The organism is Streptomyces sp. NPDC001315 (assembly GCF_042896175.1).
Classification (GTDB): Bacteria; Actinomycetota; Actinomycetes; order Streptomycetales; family Streptomycetaceae; genus Streptomyces.
On sequence record NZ_JBIAWZ010000001.1, the window covers coordinates 1 to 16979 of the forward strand.

Annotated in this window: 15 protein-coding genes; all 15 read right to left on the reverse strand. The window is 71.9% G+C overall.

The annotated features are described in order from the left end of the window. Nucleotides 1-134: 134 nt before the first annotated feature. The 15 genes from fabD (ACFY16_RS00005) to ACFY16_RS00075 all read right to left on the reverse strand — a co-directional run bounded on the left by fabD (ACFY16_RS00005) (nt 135) and on the right by ACFY16_RS00075 (nt 16918). Complete coding sequence (gene fabD, locus ACFY16_RS00005; protein ID WP_390644779.1) at nt 135-1094, reverse strand: ACP S-malonyltransferase; 960 nt, start codon at nt 1092-1094, stop codon at nt 135-137. A gap of 68 nt (nt 1095-1162) precedes the next feature. Beyond that, complete coding sequence (locus ACFY16_RS00010; protein ID WP_390644780.1) at nt 1163-3559, reverse strand: SDR family oxidoreductase; 2397 nt, start codon at nt 3557-3559, stop codon at nt 1163-1165. Then, nucleotides 3556-4791 carry an NAD(P)/FAD-dependent oxidoreductase gene (locus ACFY16_RS00015; RefSeq protein WP_390644781.1) on the reverse strand — a complete coding sequence of 412 codons (1236 nt, stop codon included), beginning with the start codon at nt 4789-4791 and terminating at the stop codon, nt 3556-3558. Before ACFY16_RS00015 ends, ACFY16_RS00010 begins: the two co-directional genes overlap by 4 nt. Before the next feature lie 166 nt (nt 4792-4957). Next, nucleotides 4958-5173 carry a ferredoxin gene (locus ACFY16_RS00020; RefSeq protein ID WP_390644782.1) on the reverse strand — a complete coding sequence of 72 codons (216 nt, stop codon included), beginning with the start codon at nt 5171-5173 and terminating at the stop codon, nt 4958-4960. A gap of 33 nt (nt 5174-5206) precedes the next feature. Beyond that, on the reverse strand, nt 5207-6391 hold the full coding sequence (locus ACFY16_RS00025) for a cytochrome P450 (protein WP_390644783.1): 1185 nt from the start codon (nt 6389-6391) through the stop codon (nt 5207-5209). Nucleotides 6392-6434: 43 nt separating this feature from the next. Next, nucleotides 6435-7379 (reverse strand): aromatase/cyclase, encoded by a 945-nt coding sequence (locus ACFY16_RS00030; protein ID WP_390644784.1) that lies wholly within the window; start codon nt 7377-7379, stop codon nt 6435-6437. Between the two features lie 76 nt (nt 7380-7455). Then, nucleotides 7456-8241 carry a 3-oxoacyl-ACP reductase FabG gene (gene fabG / locus ACFY16_RS00035; RefSeq protein WP_390644785.1) on the reverse strand — a complete coding sequence of 262 codons (786 nt, stop codon included), beginning with the start codon at nt 8239-8241 and terminating at the stop codon, nt 7456-7458. Nucleotides 8242-8343: 102 nt separating this feature from the next. Beyond that, nucleotides 8344-8610 (reverse strand): acyl carrier protein, encoded by a 267-nt coding sequence (locus ACFY16_RS00040; RefSeq protein ID WP_390644786.1) that lies wholly within the window; start codon nt 8608-8610, stop codon nt 8344-8346. 94 nt (nt 8611-8704) lie between these two features. Then, the gene (locus tag ACFY16_RS00045) at nt 8705-9919 is read right to left on the reverse strand and encodes a ketosynthase chain-length factor (RefSeq protein WP_390644787.1); all 1215 of its coding nucleotides are present in this window, start codon (nt 9917-9919) and stop codon (nt 8705-8707) included. Next, the gene (locus ACFY16_RS00050) at nt 9916-11184 is read right to left on the reverse strand and encodes a beta-ketoacyl-[acyl-carrier-protein] synthase family protein (protein WP_390644788.1); all 1269 of its coding nucleotides are present in this window, start codon (nt 11182-11184) and stop codon (nt 9916-9918) included. Before ACFY16_RS00050 ends, ACFY16_RS00045 begins: the two co-directional genes overlap by 4 nt. Next, nucleotides 11181-11519, reverse strand: a complete 339-nt coding sequence (locus tag ACFY16_RS00055; RefSeq protein ID WP_390644789.1) for a TcmI family type II polyketide cyclase — start codon at nt 11517-11519, stop codon at nt 11181-11183. Before ACFY16_RS00055 ends, ACFY16_RS00050 begins: the two co-directional genes overlap by 4 nt. 44 nt (nt 11520-11563) lie before the next feature. Further along, nucleotides 11564-13024 carry an FAD-dependent monooxygenase gene (locus ACFY16_RS00060; protein WP_390644790.1) on the reverse strand — a complete coding sequence of 487 codons (1461 nt, stop codon included), beginning with the start codon at nt 13022-13024 and terminating at the stop codon, nt 11564-11566. A 23-nt stretch (nt 13025-13047) separates the two neighbouring features. After that, nucleotides 13048-14001 carry an ACP S-malonyltransferase gene (gene fabD / locus ACFY16_RS00065; RefSeq protein WP_390644791.1) on the reverse strand — a complete coding sequence of 318 codons (954 nt, stop codon included), beginning with the start codon at nt 13999-14001 and terminating at the stop codon, nt 13048-13050. 58 nt (nt 14002-14059) lie between these two features. Beyond that, a complete protein-coding gene (locus ACFY16_RS00070; protein ID WP_390644792.1) occupies nt 14060-15523 on the reverse strand; it encodes a multicopper oxidase family protein in 1464 nt (487 codons plus the stop codon). A gap of 528 nt (nt 15524-16051) precedes the next feature. Beyond that, a complete protein-coding gene (locus ACFY16_RS00075) occupies nt 16052-16918 on the reverse strand; it encodes a hypothetical protein (protein WP_390644793.1) in 867 nt (288 codons plus the stop codon). Between the last annotated feature and the right edge of the window lie 61 nt (nt 16919-16979).

Sequence of the window (16979 nt, forward strand, 5' to 3'; positions counted from 1 at the left end):
GGTCCAGGAGCAGCTCGATCCGCTCCCGGGCGGTCAGCTTGCCCTTGGCATGCTGTGCCTCGGTCGCCCTCTCGCTCGGACCCGCCAGCGCCTGCGCGCGCAGGGCGATGAGCTCCACTACTTGGGGCTTCATGTCACACGGTCTCCTTCGCGAGGCCGACCGCTTCGACGGCGAGCTTCAACTGCCTGACCTCGTTGGTGCGATGGACGGACACTCCCGGTCGGATGCGGCCGCACAGCCCGCCGAGCACCTTGCCCGGGCCGACCTCGATGAAGCGGTCCACCCCGTCCGCGGTCATCCGCTGCACCACGTCGGTCCACAGCACCTGGCCGGTGAGCTGGCGCACCAGGAACTCCCTGGCCAGCCGGCCGCTGGTGACCAGGGCTCCGCCGCTCCCCGAGTACACGGGCGTCAGCGGATCACGGAACTCCACCTCGTCCAGCGCCGCGGCGAACTCCTCGGCGATGCCGCCCATCAGGCTGCAGTGGGCGGGACCGCCGATCTCCAGGACGACCACCCGGTCGGCACCCGCCTCGTCGACCAGCTTGAGCAGCCGGTCGACGGCAGCGATCTGACCGGAGATCACGACCTGCGTGAAGTCGTTGTGGTTGGCGATCTCGACGATCTCGCCGGTCTCTGCGGCCGCCCGGCCGCAGAGTTCCACAACCTGGGCCAGGGTCAGCCCCACGACGGCCGCCATCTTGCCCGGCACCTGTTCGGTGACCGACGTCATCAGCTCCCCGCGCAGCCGGACCAGGCGCAGCGCGTCGGTCCACTCCAGCACGCCCGCGCAGATCAGGGCGCTGAACTCGCCCAGGCTGTGCCCGGCCACCGCGTCGGGGGTGACTCCGTGGCCGCGCAGTACGTCGAGAGCGGCGACGCTGGTGAGGACGACGGCCGGCTGGGTGACCGGCATCTCCCGCAGCGCCGCTGCCGGTCCCTGGCGGCACAGCTCGGTCAACGGAAAGCCGAGGATGTCGTCCGCCCGGTCGTAGTAGGTGTCCTTGAGGCGCGGCCACTCGGACAGCAGGTCGATCCCCATGCCCACACGCTGGGATCCCTGGCCGGGAAACACGAAGGCGGTCCTGCCCATAAGGGCCTCTCCTTGTCGTTGTGTGCGGAGTCCGGCGGGAGCCCTTCCGGAGTTCGTCCGGGCGGGGCTCAGCCGAGGAGCGTGCCGCCGGTGGCGTCGATGAACGCACCGGTGATCCAGCGGGACTCGTCGGAGGCGAGGAAGGCCACCACGTCCGCGATGTCGGAGGGGGCGCCGACCCGGCCGAAGGCCGAGAGCTGCGCCATCATCTGCACCGCCTGCGGGTTGCTGAAGATCTCGCCGCCGTTGTCGGTGATGCCGGGCGCCACGCTGTTGACGGTGATGCCGCGCCCCGCCAGGTGCCGGGCGTAGTGCAGGGCGAGCATCTCGACGGCGCCCTTGGTCATCGCGTACGCGATCTCCTCCGGGTTGGCGAAGCGGGTGAGACCGGAGGAGATGTTGATGACGCGGCCGCCGTCCCGCATGTTCTGCACGGCCCGCTGGACGATGAAGAAGGGCGCCTTCGCGTTGACGGCCACCAGGCGGTCGAAGAGCTCGGGGGTGGTCTCCTCGGGGCTGGTGTTGCCCATGATCCCGGCGTTGTTGACGACGATGTCCAGCTCGACGCCGCCCGCGTGCTCCTTGAGGCCCTCCTCCAGGCCGTCGAAGAGGACGTCCACATCACCGGGGCCGCCGAGCTGGGCCCGCACGGGGAAGGCGCGTCCGCCGTTGGCACGGATCGTGTCGACGGTGTCCTCGGCCGCCTCCTTGTTGCGGCCGTAGTGCACGGCGACCAGCGCGCCGTCGGCGGCGAGCCGCTCCGCGACGGCCCGGCCGATGCCCCGGCCGGCACCCGTGACGAGCGCGGTCTTGTTCGTCAGACGGCCCATGGTCTTCTTCCTCCTGCTGACTGCGTGATCGGTGGGATACGTGTGGTCCGCCGACGCCGGGCCGCCGAACCAACGGCGCAGCGCCGCCTCGGCGTCGCGGCCGACGGCGGGGGCGGGTACGGGGGCGGAGTCAGTGACGCCGACGCCCGCCGTGGCCGTGGCGGTGGCGGTGGCGGTGGCGGTGGCGGTGGCGGTGGCATCCTGTGGGCCGTCCGCCCAGACGATGTGGCCGTCGGGCCGTACGAGGGCGGCCGTCAGACCGTCGAGTGCGTCGTCGAGCGGCTCGGCGATCACCACCCGTACACGGTCGGCCAGGCGCCCGGCGGCGGCCCGCAGTCCGGCGTGCCCCGCGGCGTCCGGGGCGAGGTCGAGCAGTACGCCCCGGGCGGGACGCAGCAGCTCCGTGGTGCTGGTGTCGCGGCCGAGGCCGGCCCGCAGCCGGGCCTGCGGGAGCCGGGCGCCGAGCAGCGGGTGGCCGCCGGGTCCGGCCGGGTGGCGTACGTCGAGACCGCTGATCCTCCCGGTCAGGTGCCGGACGACATGCGGGTCCTGGAGCAGTTCGCCGAAGACCTCCCGCAGGGCGTCCGTCTCCTGGCCGCCCAGCAGGATCGAGGTCTGGGCGACGATGTCGCCGAGCACCCGGCGGCCCACCGCGTGCCGCTCCTCGTGGTAGCTGTCGAGCAGTTCCCCGGGCGCCCGGCCGCTCACCTCGGCGCCGAGTTTCCAGCCGAGGTTCATCGCGTCGGCCAGCCCCAGGTTGAGGGCCTGGCCGCCGACCGGCATCTGCTGGTGCGCGGCGTCCCCGGCCAGCAGGACCCGACCCGAGCGGTACCGGGCGGCCTGCCGGGAGGCGTCGCCGAAGGCGTTCACCCACAGCGGGTCACCGGCCGAGATGTCCTCGCCGGTGACCTCCCGCCAGGCCTCGACGACCTCGGCGAACCCGGGTTCCGAGGTGCGGGCCACGGCCGGCGGGCCGAATCGGTGGACCATCACCCGGGTCACCCCGTCGGGCCGGCGGCCCGCGATGGCCAGGCCGCCGGGGAAGCGCTCGAAGCGCCGGTCGGGGATCTCGATGCCTGCCACGTCGGCGCGCAGCAGCTCCCGCGTCGCGTCGCTGCCCTCGAAGGCGATGCCCGCGAGCCGGCGGACCACGCTGTCCTCGCCGTCGCAGCCGACGGCGTACCGGGCGCTCACCCGGACCTGAGCGCCGTCCGGAGCCTCGGCCAGGACCTCCACCTGCTCGTCGTCCTGTTCCAGGCCGGTGACTGTGTGGCCGGTGCGCACCTCGGCGCCGAGCCGCACGGCCCAGTCGAGCAGCACCGCCCGCGTGCGGGTCTGCGGCACTTTCCACTGCCCCGCGTACGGACCGGGCGACCCGCCGAAGTCCAGCGGGAGGCCGCCGAAGTGCCCGCCCGGGACGCGGGGCGCGTCGCCCAGCTCCGCCAGCAGGCCCCGCTGGTCGAGCAGTTCCATGGTCCGGGCGTGGAGGGTGGTCGCGCGGGACTCCGTGCTCGGTTCGACGAGCCGTTCCAGGACCGTCACCCGTGCGCCGGCCAGCCGCAGTTCGCCCGCGAGCAGCAGCCCGACGGGCCCGGCGCCCACCACGACGACATCGGTCGTCGGTATGTCGCTCACCGTGCTCCTCCCACCGGCTGGGCGGCCTCCGCCTCGTGGCGGGCCGCGAGATCGATCGCCTGCTGCCAGCTCGTCCCCCGGCGCAGCAGCTTCCGGTACCTGACGATGTCGGCCTTGCGGTTCACGGCCAGGACCCCGCCGAGCCGGTCACCGGTGCGGTACAGGGCGACATAGCGGTGGCCGCCGAGGTCGCCGAAGAGTTCGGTGCCGTCCGGATCGGGCACGCCGAGGAACTGGATGCGGTTGCCGTACCAGTCGGACCAGAAGTAGGGGACGGTGGCGCATGCTTCGCCGGGCCCCTCGGAGAGTGCGTTGCGGGCGGCGAGGGTGCCCTGCTCCGCCGCGCTCGTCCAGTGCTCCAGCCGCATGGTCCGGCCGAACAACGGGTTGTACCAGCGAGCGGCGTCGCCGGCCGCGTACACCCCGGGGGCCGTGGTGGCCAGCGTCTCGTCGCACACCACACCGTTGTCCAGGGTCACCGCGGAGTCCCGGCACCACTCGACGGCCGGTTCGGCGCCGACCCCGACGACCACCAGGTCCGCCGGGAGGACCGTGCCGTCCGTCAGCACCACCCGTTCCACCCGGTCCGTGCCCTCGATCCGGTCGACCGCGGCCGGGCAGCGCAGCACGGTTCCGTGTGCGGCGTGCAGGGCGGAGACCCGGGCGCCCAGCCGAGGGCCCACCGATCGCGCCAGCGGCGCGGGGGCCGCGTCCAGCACGGTCACCGCGGCCCCGCGGGCCCGGGCGGCGGAGGCGGCCTCGGCGCCGACGAACCCGGCGCCGACGACCACCACCCTGCGGGCACGGTCCAGCGTGTGCCGCAACCGGCGGGCGTCCTGAACGGTACGCAGGGTGTGCACGCCGGCGAGGCCGACCGGGTCGGCCAGGGTGCGGGCACGTACTCCGGTCGCGATGATCAGCCTGTCGTAGGGAACGGCCGTGCCGTCCACCTCGACGGTCCGGCGATCGGTGTCCAGGCCGGTGGCGGGTGCGCCGAGCCTGAGGTCCACGCCGAGTTCGGCGCGGTAGGAGTCGGCGTCCCGGTAGTACGGCACTGCGGGTTCGGCGCCGAGCTCCAGAAAGCTCTTGGAGAGCGCGGTGCGGTCGTACGGCAGATCGGGTTCGGCGCCGATGAGGGTGACGGAGCCGCGGAATCCGGTCGCGCGGGCGGCTTCGACGGCGCGGAGCCCGGCCAGTGAGGCTCCCACGACGACCAGTCGCTGGATGCTCACCACGGCCGCCCGAGGTCCGGACGGCGGGCGGGGGCGGGCCCCTCCGGTACGTACTGCGCCATGGCGGTCACCTCTTCGGTTGTTGGTCGGACAGGTTCTCGGGGGGAGACGCCGCGGATGCGCCCGCTCGGGGGTGGCGCGAGCGCATCCGCGGTGCGCGGCGCGGTCAGCTGGACCGGGCCGGGCTCTCCAGCCGCAGGGCGCCGATCGGGCACACCCGTACGGCGCGCTCCGCCTGCTGATGCAGCCCTGCGGACAACGGGACGTCCTGGTCGTAGAGCAGGACGAGGTCCCCCTCGTCGTCCAGCTTGAGGAGGTCGGGGGCCGCCTCCTCGCAGACTCCGTGGCCCTCGCAGCGGGCCAGGTCGACGATGAGCTTCATGAGGTGATCGCTCCTCGGATTGCGCTGCCCGCCTCAGGCATGCAGCACGACGGGCAGGGACTCGATGCCCCGGATGGTGTTGTGCAGCCGCCACACCGGCTCGCCCACCTCGACGCGGCGCACCTTGCGCGTCAGGGCGTTCAGCAGCGAATGCCCCTCGAGACGGGACAGCGCCTGGCCCACGCAACCGTGGATGCCGTGGCCGAAGCCGAGGTGGGTCGCCGCGTTGTCGCGGGTGATGTCGAAGATCTCGGGCGCGGTCCAGTGCCGCTCGTCGCGGTTGGCCGAGCCGTACAGCAGCAGCACCCGGGAGCCGGCCGCCAGCTCCGTGCCGCCCAGCGCCCGGTCCTTGGTGAGCAGCCGGGTGAAGCCGCGCAGGGGAGACTCGTAGCGCACGATCTCGTTGAACGCGTTGGGGATCAGTGAGGTGTCCGAGCGCAGCAGGTCCCACTGCCCCGGGTGCGCGCCGAACAGCCACAGGGTGCTGGCCAGCGCGCTGACCGAGGTGTCCATGGAAGGGGCGAGGAAGTCGCCGAGGAGCGCGGGCAGCAGCTCCGAGGCGATCTCGCCGGCCTGGGCGTCGGCGACGAGCTGGGCGCCCCAGCTGTCGGCCCGGAGGTTGCCCGGGACGGACATGCGGTGCAGGAACTGTTCCATCTCGCCCAGCAGCGGGAAGCCCGCGATGGTGCGCTCGTTGAGCGGACCGAAGGCGTTGAAGCCGGCGGACGCCCAGTCCAGGAGCCGCTCGCGCCCCTCGTCGATCGGCCACCCCAGCAGGTCCGGCACCAGCGCCAGCGGGAAGGCCTGCCCGAAGTCGGTGACGGCGTCGAACTCGCCGCGCTCGATGAGCTGGTCGACGAGTGTGTCCGCCCAGTCCTGGATGTAGGTGTGGAACTCGCGCAGCGCCTTGGGGGTGAGGTGCCGGGAGACCAGGCCACGGACCAGGTCGTGGTACGGCGGATCGCTGGTCAGGCTGGAGCCGTGCTGCACCTTGTTGAGCTGTTCGGTGACGCCCACGCCCTCGCCGGAGATGAAGGACTCGTGGTCGTGGAGGGCGTCGTAGACCTCCTGGTAGCGCGCCACGACCCACAGTTGGTACTGGTCGAGGCGGACCACGGGGCCGATGTCGCGCAGCTGCCGGTATTCCTCGTAGGGGTCGGTGATGGTCGAGTCGGCGTACGGGTCGATCTGCGACCGGAACGTGTCCGTTGTCAGCACGGGTTCTCCCTGGTGTGCTCGTCTGCTCGGAGGCGGGCGGGGCTCAGCGCCGGCCCTCGGCGAAGTCCCTGGCGTGGCCGAGGGTGGCGCGGCTGTTGGTGCTCAGCGCGTTCTGCACGAAGGCCCGGGCCTGCGCGAGGTCGGCGTCGGGGCCGAGGACGGCCGCGATGTTCGCGGTGTTGATCGCCACGGTGTGCTGGGAGGTGGCGGCCACGCCGTCCGCGTTCTCCGTCAGCTCCCAGTAGCCGGTGTGCAGCGTCATCAGCGCCGGCAGGCCGATCTGCTTGTAGGCGATCCTGCGGTGGGGGAAGCACACGCGGATGGACTCGGTGGTGTGGGTGGACCCGTCCTTGGTCCTGGTGTCCATCACCAGTCGCTGCAGACCGGGCGAGGGCTCGTCGAGGCGGACCTCGGCCACGTGCGGCAGTCGCTCGGACCACAGCTGCGCCTCGTTGAGGAAGTCGTAGACGTCCTTGGTGGCGCCGTTGATCTGGACCGTGTCCGAGAAGGACAGCAGCAGGTCGGCGGAGCCGGTGACCAGCTCCACGTTGGCCTTGAGCGCGGCGAGTTCGGTCTGGGAGTTGCGGTCGACGGCCCTGTCGATCCAGGCGAGCGCCTCGGGGTCGTCGTCGACGGCCCGGTAGTCGTGCAGCAGCCGTACCCGGGCGCTGGTCTCCGTCAGGGGCTCGATGATCCAGGTACCGCCCATCCGGGCCACCGGGGGCGCCGAGACCTCCTGGCGGAAGGTGATGCGCAGCGCCTGCGGGTCCAGCGTGCGCCGGGACGTCCAGCTCTTCGGCTCGCCGTTGGCGGTGGCCCAGATCCGGATGCGCTCGGTGGCGCCGTCCTGCTCGACCTGGTCGGCGTGGATCGTCGGGGGGAAGATGCGCGGCCAGTTCTCCACCTCGGCGATGAGCCGGTAGACGGCGGCGGCCGGTGCGAGCACGGTGATCTCGTGCTCGACCTCCCGAAGGCCCGGCTGGGACATGGGTTCTCTCCTTGGTGTCACGAGTGGGTGTCACGAGTGGGTGTCGCGGTTCGATGCCGGGCGCAGTCGGGCCGGATCAGAAGTTGCCGAGGCCGCCGCACACGTTGAGCGCCTGGGCCGTGATGGAGGCGGCGGTGTCACCGGCCAGGTAGCCGACGAGGCCGGCGACCTCCTCGGCGGTGGAGTAGCGGCCGAGCGGGATCTTGGCCTGGAACTTCTCGAGGATCGCCTCCTCGCTGGTGTCGAACGCGGCCGCGTAGCCCTGGCGCACGCGTGCGGCCATCGGGGTCTCCACATAGCCGGGGCACACGGCGTTGACCGTGATGCCGGTGGGGGCCAGTTCGTTGCCGAGGGACTTGGTGAAGCCGACCACGCCGTGTTTGGAGGCGGAGTAGGGCGCGGCCAGCACGACACCCTGCTTGCCCGCGGTGGAGGCGATGTTGATGATGCGGCCACGGTTCTTGTGGCGCATGCCGCCGGTGGTGAGAACCTCGCGGGTCATCCGGAAGACGCTGTTGAGGTTGGTGTCGATGACGTCGTTCCACAGCTCGTCGGTGAGGTCCGCGGTCACCCCGCCGCCGCTGCGGCCGGCGTTGTTGACCAGGACGTCCACGGTGCCGAAGGTGTCGACGGCAGCCTCGACGAAGGCGCGGACGTCGTCGGCGGAGCGGACGTCGCAGGCCTGACCGTCGACGGTCAGGCCTTCACCGCGCAGCTGCTTGACGGTGACGGCGACGGATTCCGCGGTGCGGGCACACAGGAACACCCGGTGCCCGGAGGCGCCGAGGAGTCGGCTGACGGCCAGGCCGATGCCACTGGTCGCACCGGTGACCAGGGCGACCCGCTGGTGATCGGTATTCATGTACTGGCTCCCTGTCGAAGGTTGCACGGGAAACGGGACAGGCCCGCGGTGCGGCCTGTCCCGTTCGCTGCGGGGATCTCGGGTCCTTGGTGGGCCGGAGGCTCAGGCGGCCTGCGACGCCCGGGCCAGCTGCTCGTTGACGGCCTCGATGAACTGGCGCGGCGTCTCGATGTCGGTGAGCGTGGCGTCGTCCAGCTCGATGCCGTACTCGCGGCCGATGCGTACGCCGGTCTCCAGCAGCGCGAGCGACTCGTAGCCGAGGTCCTCGAAGGGGGTGTCGAGGATGCTGCCGTCCAGGTCGACGTCCTCTCCGGCGCCCTCGCGCAGGATGCGGCGCAGGTCGTCGAGGGTGAACGAAGTGGTGGCCATGTCAGGTCCTTTCGTGGTGGGCGGGCGTCTCGGGCAGGACACGCCACGTGCTTCATGGGTGGTCGGACTCGGCAGGTGAGTCCGGTCCGGTCGCTCAGTCGACGGCGCGGACGACCATCGCGGAGTTGAAACCGCCGTAGCCGCGGGCCAGTACGAGCGCGGTGCGCACTGGTGCGGTGCGCGCGAAGCCGGTGACCAGGTCCAGCCCGTACGCGGAGTCGGCGACGACGTTGACGGTCGGCGGGATGACTCCGTCGCGAATGGAGAGCAGCGCCGCCGTCAGGTCGAGCGAGGCGGCACCGGAGCAGAGACGTCCGGTCATCGTCTTGGGGGCGGTGACCGGGACGCCCCGCTCGCCGAAGACCGCGTTGATCGCGTCGGCCTCGATCCGGTCGAGCTCGGGGATCGCTGCGGCGTCGGCGAACACGACGTCGATGTCCTGCGCGGCCATGGCCGCGTCGGCCAGGGCCGCCTCGACGGCTCGACGCAGCGCGGGCTCCCGGCCGCTGCCGGGCCTCGGGTCGGTGGTGGCCGCGTAACCGGCGATCTCGCCGTAGATGTCGGCGCCGCGGGCCCGGGCGCTGTCGGCGTCCTCGAGGATCACCAGCGCACCGCCCTCACCCACGACATGGCCGCCGGCGGCCTCGTCGAAGGGCAGGTAGGCCCGGTCCTGCGAGGTACTGGTGCTCATCCGGCCGGCGGCCATGTGCGCGGTCCAGCCCCAGGAGCAGATGGACCCGTCGATGCCTCCGGACACCACCAGTTTGGTGCCCTTGCGGATCTGGCGGCGGGCCTGGGCGATCGCGTCGAGGCCGCCGGCCTGGTCGCTGACGACCACTCCGCTGGGTCCGCGCATACCCTGGCGGATCGAGATCTGCCCGGTGTTGACCGCGTAGAACCAGGCGTACGACTGGTACGCGCTGACCGCCTTGCTGCCCTCGCTCCACAGGTTGCGCAGCTCGCGTTCGCCGAACTCGTAGCCGCCGGCGGAGGCCGCCGTGATCACGCCGGCCTCGTAGTCGGCCAGCTCCGCCGGGTCGACACCGGCGTCGGCGAGCGCCCAGTCCGCGGCCACCAGCGCCAGACGGGTCATGTGGTCCGTCTGCGGGATGAGCCGGCTGGGCAGGTGGTCCGCGGCGACGAAGCCGGGCACCTCGCCCGCCAGCCGGGACGGGTAGCAGGCGGCGTCGAATCTGCTGACGGGCCGGATACCGCTCTCGCCCTTGCGGGTCGCCGTCCAGTACTCCTCGGTGCCGAGCCCGTTGGGCGCGGTGACGCCAAGTCCCGTGACGACAACGGCCGTACTCATGCATTCCTCCTGTCGGGGCGGGTCAGGACCATCGCGCTCTGGAAGCCGCCGAAGCCGCTTCCGACGGTGAGCACCGAGTCCGTGCGCCACTCGCGGGCATCCAGCGGGACGTAGTCCAGGTCGAGTTCGGGGTCGGGCGTGTGCAGGTTCGCGGTGGGCGGCACCACGTGGTTGTCCATGGCGAGCAGGGACGCGGCGATCTCGACCGAGCCGATGGCGCCCAGCGAGTGGCCGATCATGGACTTGATGGAGCTGACCGGCACCCGGTAGGCGTGCTCGCCGAGAGTGCGCTTGAAGGCCGCCGTCTCGTGCCGGTCGTTCTGCTTCGTGCCCGAGCCGTGCGCGTTGACGTAGTCGATGGCCGTGGGGTCGAGGCGCGCCTCGTCCAGCGCCGAGCGGATCGCCTCGGCCATCTCCGCCCCGTCCGCCTTCAGACCGGTCATGTGGTACGCGTTGCACCGCGAGGCGTAGCCGCCGATCTCGGCGTAGATGTGGGCGCCGCGGGCCCGGGCGCTCTCCAGCTCCTCCAGGACGAACCCGGCCGAGCCCTCGCCGAGCACGAAACCGGTGCGAGTCCTGTCGTACGGCCGCGAGGCGTGCTCGGGGTCGTCGTTGTAGGTCGAGGTCGCCTTGATGGCATCGAAGCAGGCCACCGTGATGGGGGAGATCGGTGCCTCGGTGGCGCCGGTGAGCATGACGTCGGCGGCGCCTTCGCGGATCAGTTCCGCCGCGTGTCCGACGGCGTCGATGCCGGAGGTGCAGCCCGTGGAGACCACCGTGCTGGGGCCCTCCGCACCGACCGTCCAGGCCACCTCCGTGGCGAACGAGCTGGGCACGAAGTGGCTGTAGAGGTGGCGCGCGGCGTAGGTGTGGTCCACCGGGGAGAGCCGGCCGTCGTCACTGGCGACCCGGTACTCGTCCTCCAGGCTGATGGTGGCACCGACCGCGCTGCCGATGGTCACACCGACCCGGCCCGGGTCCAGGGTGGAGAAGTCCAGCCCGCTGTCGGCGACCGCCTCGCGGGAGGTGACGACCGCGAACTGCGCGGCCCGGTCCATACGGCGGATCTCCTGCGGCAGCAGGCCGTGGCTCTCCGGAAAGAAGTCGACCTCGGCCGCGACCTTGGAGCGGTAGGGCGCCGGATCGAAGAAGGACAGCGTCCGAGTCGCGGTGCGTCCGGCGCTCAGCAGCGCCCAGAAGTCCTTGGTGCTGGTACCGCCGGGCGCCACCACACCGATGCCGGTGATCACCACACGTCGGGTCACTTGGATTCATCCCCCTTCGGGTTCCACAGGTAAAATCGCTGGGCCATCGCGTCCGACGGCGTCTGCCAGGCCGGGTCGTACGGGTCGATGAACGGCCGCAGATCGGCGCTGATCTGCTGGAACTTCGGGTCGCTCTTGGCCTCTTCGATCGACTCGCCGCCCTGGGCGTGGTCGAAGTCCTGGAGGTGGAAGTAGAGCCCCTGGTACGCGAACAGCTGACGGCGGCGGGTGCCCATGCGATGGGGCATGTCGGTGCCGTCGAACTGAGCGAAGAGACTGGCGACTTCATCCCGGGAGGCCGGGTCCATGCGGGCCACGATCAGGGTGCTGTGCATCCTCTTCCTCAATCTGTGTGGTGGTGCCGGAGGTGTCGGTCCGGTCAGCGCGGAGCGCCGAACCAGCGGTGGAGTGCGCGGGGCAGTTCGCCCGCACCGGGTGCCGCCCAGGCCACATGGCCGTCGGGGCGGACCAGGAGCGCACTGGTACGGGTGAACGGGCCGTCGTCGGCCGGGGCGTGAGCGTGCCCGCTGAAGACGTCCACCCGGCCGTGCCACGCCGAGGCGATGCGGCGCAGTGCGGGGTCGTCGGCGAGATCGAGGAGGACGCCGCGGCCCTGGTGGAGCAGTTCGGTGGTGCTGGTCTTGCCGGTGTCCCCGACCAGTTCCTGGTGCGGGATCCGGCGGCCGAGGAGCGGGTGTTCGCCCGGCCCGGTGTCGTAGCCGACCTCCAGGCCGGTGACCATGTGCGCGAGATGGAGGCCGACCGAGGGCAGGGCGATCAGCTCGGTCAGCACGTCGCGCAGCGGCTGCACCTCGTCGCCGCCGAGGAAGAGCAGTCCCTGGGCGCGGGTGTTCATCAGGAGCCGCTCGCCCACCGGGTGGCGCTCGCGGTGATAGGTGTCGAGCAGTGCGGGCGGAGCCCAGCCGTGGATCTGGGCGGCGAGCTTCCAGCCCAGGTTGACGACGTCCTGGAGGCCGACGTTCATGCCCTGGCCGCCCGCGGGGAGGTGGATGTGCGCGGCGTCGCCGGCCAGCAGTATCCGGTCGCGCCGGTAGGCGGTGGCCTGCCGGCTGGCGTCACTGAACGAACTCGCCCACAGCGCCTCGGCGTTGCCGATGTCCTGACCGGTCAGGCGCTGCCAGGCTTCGGCGACCTCGGGGAAGTCGGCCGGCCGGGACCGGGCCGGGGCTCCGTGCTCGCGCACGATGATGCGGTGTACGCCGTCGCCGAGCGGGGCCGACATGGCGACACCGCCGGAGACGCGGTGACCGAAGGGGTGCGCCGGGATGTCGCAGCCCTTCACGTCGGCCAGCATCATCTCCATGGTGCCGGGCGTGCCGGGGAAGGAGAATCCGCCGAGCTTGCGCACCGTACTGCGGCCGCCGTCGCAGCCGACCACGTAGGAGGCACGCAGCCGTTCGGTCCCGGTGGCCGTGCGTACCTCCACCTCCACCCCGTACGGGTCGGCGGCCAGCGAGACCACCTGGTGTCCGCGCCGGATGTCGGCGCCGAGCTCCGCCGCCCACTCGCCGAGCACCTCCTCGGTGCGGGCCTGGGGTATCCCGTGCGAGGTGCCGTGCGGGCTGTCCAGCATCCCGAAGTCCACCAGAAGGCCGCCGAAATGCCCCACCGAGCTGGTGGCGATCTCACCGAACCGCGGCAGCAGGCCGCGCTGGTCGAGCACCTCCATGGTGCGAACGGTGAAGCCCAGTGCACGTGACTGGCCGGTCGGCTTCTGCAACTGCTCCAGCACCACGACCGGCACGTCCGCGAGCCGCAACTCGGCGGCGAGCATCAGCCCCACCGGACCTGCGCCCACCACAATGACTGCGCTGTCCATGACTTCTGCCTCCTTCTCGTCGGTCACCGCACCGGTGCGGCGAACTCGTCGGCCGTCCGCCGCAGTTGCCGGACGTCGTGGGTGGTGTGGCTGACCGTCTGCGGAGCGATGCGCCGGCACAGTCCGGCCAGTACCTTGCCGGGACCCACTTCGACGAAGCGGTCGATGCCGGCCTCGGCCATGTGCGTGACGGCACTCGTCCAGACGACCCGGCCGGTGAGCTGCCGACGCAGCGCCAGGGACACCTCGGCGGCGTCCGCCAGCGGGCGGCCGGTGACGGTGGAGACGACCGGTGTGCGGGGTGCGTGGAAGTCGACGGCGGCCAGGGCGGCGCCGAACTCCTCCTCGATGTCCCGCATCAGACTGCAGTGGAAGGGGGCACCGACCCTGAGAGGTACGACCTTCAGGGCGCCCGCGGCGAGCGCGGCCTCGGCGGCCGCCGCCACCGCCGCGGTCCGGCCGGAGATCACCGTCTGCCGCGGTTCGTTCTCGTTGGCGACCTCGACGATCTGCCCGGTGGCGGCGGTGGCGGCCGCGCACAGCCGGTCCACCTCTGCCGGTCCGAGGCCGATGACGGCGGCCATGGCCCCGGGCTGTTCGGCGTTGACGGCGGCCATGAGCCGGCCGCGCAGCCGCACCAGCCGCAGTGCCTCGGTCCACTCGAGTACGCCGGCGCAGACCAGGGCCGCGTACTCGCCCAGGCTGTGTCCGGCGACCATGGCGGGCTCGATGCCCCGGCCGCGCAGCACATCGAGGGTGACGATGCTGGTCAGGAAGACCGCGGGCTGGGTGAACGCGGTGTCGGCGAGGGTGTCGGCCGGCCCCTCCCAGCACAGCCGGGAGAGCTCGAAGCCCAGGGTCTCGTCGGCCGTTCGGTAGTACGTGTCCAGCAGGTCGGGCCGCTCCTCCAGCAGATCCCGTCCCATGCCCACGCGCTGGGACCCCTGTCCGGGGAAGACCATGGCAAGGGTGTTCATCGGCTGTTCCTCCTCGCGTTGCGTACGCGTACGCGGGCGCGGATGTGGCGGGGAGGGATCAGCCGGTGATCTCCATCTGCCCCATCATGCCCATCATCTGGTGCTGCAACAGATGGCAGTGGTACATGAACTGCCCGCTGTAGTCCGTGAACTTGATCTTGATCCGGACGGTCTCGCCCGCCAGGACGGCGACGGTGTCCTTCAGTCCGGCCTCCGCGGGAGCCGGCGGCCGGCCGCCCCTGTCGACGACGGTGAAGTGGTTCAGGTGGATGTGGAGCGAGTGCGGGATCCCGAAGGCCGTGTCGGCGTTGGTGATCTTCCAGATCTCGGTCTGCCCGAGCCTGGGCCGGAAGTCCGTCCGGTCCATGTCGAACGCCTGACCGTTGATCAGGTGTCGGCCCGTGGCCGGGTCGAACCGCAGGACGACCTCCCGCTCCAGCGCGGCCTCGCCCTGGTCGTGCACCGGGCGCAGCCGGTCCGGGATCCGGCTCGGGTCATCGGCCTCGCGCACCACGTCGAAGCGCATGACCTCGGGCGCCTCGCCGGGCAGGGCCGCCAGGTTCTCCAGGACGACCTGGGAACCGATCGGGTACCGGGAGAAGTCGACGACGACCTCGGAGCGCTCGGCGGGCCACAGCCCGGGCGTCGCCGCCGGGACGGGGGAGGGCAGCAGACCACCGTCGGAGCTGATCTGCACGATCTCCCCCTCGCCGCGCAGACCCAGCAGGAAGAAGCGCTCGTTGGAGGTGTTCAGCAGGCGCAGCCGGTATTTGCGGGCCGCCACCTCGAAGTACGGCCGCGGCCGCCCGTTGACCAGGTACTCGGGACGCCGGCGGAACCCGTCCGGGTCGTAGACCAGGCTGCCGTCGGCGGCGAACGCGGCGTCGCGGAGCTGGAGCGTGACGTCGTACCGCCCCTTGGGCAACGGAAGTCCGTCCTCGAACTCGTCGGTGAGGACGTAACTCGCCGCCAGGCCACGGTAGACGTTTTCCGCGTGGTCGTGGTGCGAGTGGTCGTGCAGCCACATCGTGGACGCCTGCTGCGTGTTGGGGTACCGGAAGATCCGGGAACGGCCCGGCTCCAGCTGGTCGCGGGGGTGCCCGTCGGAGTCCGCCGGCACGTGCCCGCCGTGCAGGTGCATGGCGAACGGCACCGGGAGACGGTTCACCTGCTCGATCACGACGGGGCGGCCCCGACGCGCCACGATGAGCGGGGCGATCGTGCCGTTGAAGGAACGGATCCGGGTGGTGGCGCCGGGCAGCAGCGTCGCGTCGGTCTCGGCGGTGGTCAGTTCGTAGTGGTCGACGCCGGCACGGCGGCGCGGGCGCAGCGGCGACTGTACGAGCAGCGGCACCTGGAACGGCGCGGAGCCGGGCTCCGCGGCCGGCGCCGGGGCCGACGCCGGGGCCGGGGACGACGCGGCGGCGGTCGCGGGCCGGCTCATCGCCCAGCCCATCGGAAGCGATGCCAGGGTGACGGAAGCGCCCGCGGTCGCCAGCAGCCCTCTGCGGCTGTGCAGCATGAAGTCTCCTCGACAAAGGAATCAGCGGATCGCGGGCGGAAGGACGTCGCCCGGACCGGGCTCCGGGGCAGCGGCGGGCGGGGCGGGCCGACGGGGCTCGTACGCCCTGCGGAGGCAATGCACCGGAAGGTAAGAACAGCTTCTTCGGCCCGCGACCGTCGTTCAAGGGGTCCCAGGACAGGGTTCGGTCCGGTTTCACAGAGGAAGGTAAGCCGTCCCCACCCCATGGCAGAGGAGCGTCAGAACGCGGTCAAGTGGGGTGATCGTCGTCCGTTTGCCGAGGGTTCGCACGGCGGGGGATCGCAGCTGCCGACGAACGTGCGGCGCGCGGGGCGCGGGCGCGGGCGCCCAGGGCACCAGGGTCCGGATGTCCGGCGTGGGTGCGTGAGTGGGTGCATGGGGGGGAACGCGAAGGAGCCCGTGCGGTGGTCCGCACGGGCTCCTCGTCACGCCGTTGTGGTGCTGCCGATGGTCGCGGTGGCGCCGCGTCCGGCCCCGCTCCGCTGTCCGCGGCGGGCCTGCGCCCGGCTAGCCGCGGGCGGCCCGCCGGCTGAAGCAGGCGTGCACGTCGGCTTCGCTGTAGTAGGTACGGCCGGCCCGGGTGCGTCGGTTCCAACGCTGTTCGCTGGCCAGTCGGTAGACCGTTCCCAGGCTGGTCGTCCACAGGCGTGCGACCTCGGCCGCGGTGAGCCAGCGTCCCTCGGCCGCTCGTGACGCCCCCGCGGGGGCCGCCTCCTCACGCAGGGTACGGCGCAGCTGGGTCCACTGGTGGCCGGCCCACGTGTGCTCCGGGTGCACGCCGCACTGGATGGTCGCGAGTTCCGTCGGCTCCGCAGCACGGAGCGAGGCCACCAGCTCACCGTCGCACCCGGCTTCCACGCAGGCGCCGATGCGCACCTTCCGGTTGAGGTCGGGATGAGCCACCCGGCGCGCCCTGGCCGCCGAGCGGGCTATTTCCTCGGTCAGTTCGGCGACCGCGGGATGCCCGGCCAGCCATGGGGCGTGCAGGACGAGGAAGTCGGCGAGTACGCGCACAACACGCCGGGGTGCGGGAACCCGGCGCTCCGCAGCGACGAGACCGCTCCAGGAGCCGAGTGTGGCGAGGATCGCCTTGCGGGCCTCGGCCGCGTCGGCGTTGAACGGCATGCCCGGCAGCGGACCGCCGGACGTCTTCTCGCGCGGCTGCGCCGGAGCGCCGCCGAGCGCCTGCTCGCACGCCGTGTAGAGCTCGTCGAGGGCCCGCAGGCCGGCGACGAGGCGGGAGAGGCATCCGGTACACAGACGCAGTCCGTCGATCGAGGGCGTGCGCGACCGGCCGCCGCCCTGGTCTCGCCGGCAGCCGGCGCCTTCGCACAGTCCGACGGTCGCGGTGGGGGAAACTGCACTGGGGTTCATTCAGGTCTCCGAGTGTGTTTCGGTGAACGTGCTTCGCTGGGGTCCGACCTCGGGATCGCGA

Bases quoted from the DNA above. Each gene is read 5' to 3' on its own strand.
- ACFY16_RS00055 (WP_390644789.1), bottom strand. From the start codon at position 11,519: ATGCACAGCACCCTGATCGTGGCCCGCATGGACCCGGCCTCCCGGGAT.
- ACFY16_RS00040 (WP_390644786.1), bottom strand. From the start codon at position 8,610: ATGGCCACCACTTCGTTCACCCTCGACGACCTGCGCCGCATCCTGCGC.
- ACFY16_RS00060 (WP_390644790.1), bottom strand. From the start codon at position 13,024: ATGGACAGCGCAGTCATTGTGGTGGGCGCAGGTCCGGTGGGGCTGATG.
- fabG (WP_390644785.1), bottom strand. From the start codon at position 8,241: ATGAATACCGATCACCAGCGGGTCGCCCTGGTCACCGGTGCGACCAGT.
- ACFY16_RS00075 (WP_390644793.1), bottom strand. From the start codon at position 16,918: ATGAACCCCAGTGCAGTTTCCCCCACCGCGACCGTCGGACTGTGCGAA.
- ACFY16_RS00070 (WP_390644792.1), bottom strand. From the start codon at position 15,523: ATGCTGCACAGCCGCAGAGGGCTGCTGGCGACCGCGGGCGCTTCCGTC.
- fabD (WP_390644779.1), bottom strand. From the start codon at position 1,094: ATGGGCAGGACCGCCTTCGTGTTTCCCGGCCAGGGATCCCAGCGTGTG.
- ACFY16_RS00045 (WP_390644787.1), bottom strand. From the start codon at position 9,919: ATGAGTACGGCCGTTGTCGTCACGGGACTTGGCGTCACCGCGCCCAAC.
- fabD (WP_390644791.1), bottom strand. From the start codon at position 14,001: ATGAACACCCTTGCCATGGTCTTCCCCGGACAGGGGTCCCAGCGCGTG.
- ACFY16_RS00030 (WP_390644784.1), bottom strand. From the start codon at position 7,379: ATGTCCCAGCCGGGCCTTCGGGAGGTCGAGCACGAGATCACCGTGCTC.
- ACFY16_RS00020 (WP_390644782.1), bottom strand. From the start codon at position 5,173: ATGAAGCTCATCGTCGACCTGGCCCGCTGCGAGGGCCACGGAGTCTGC.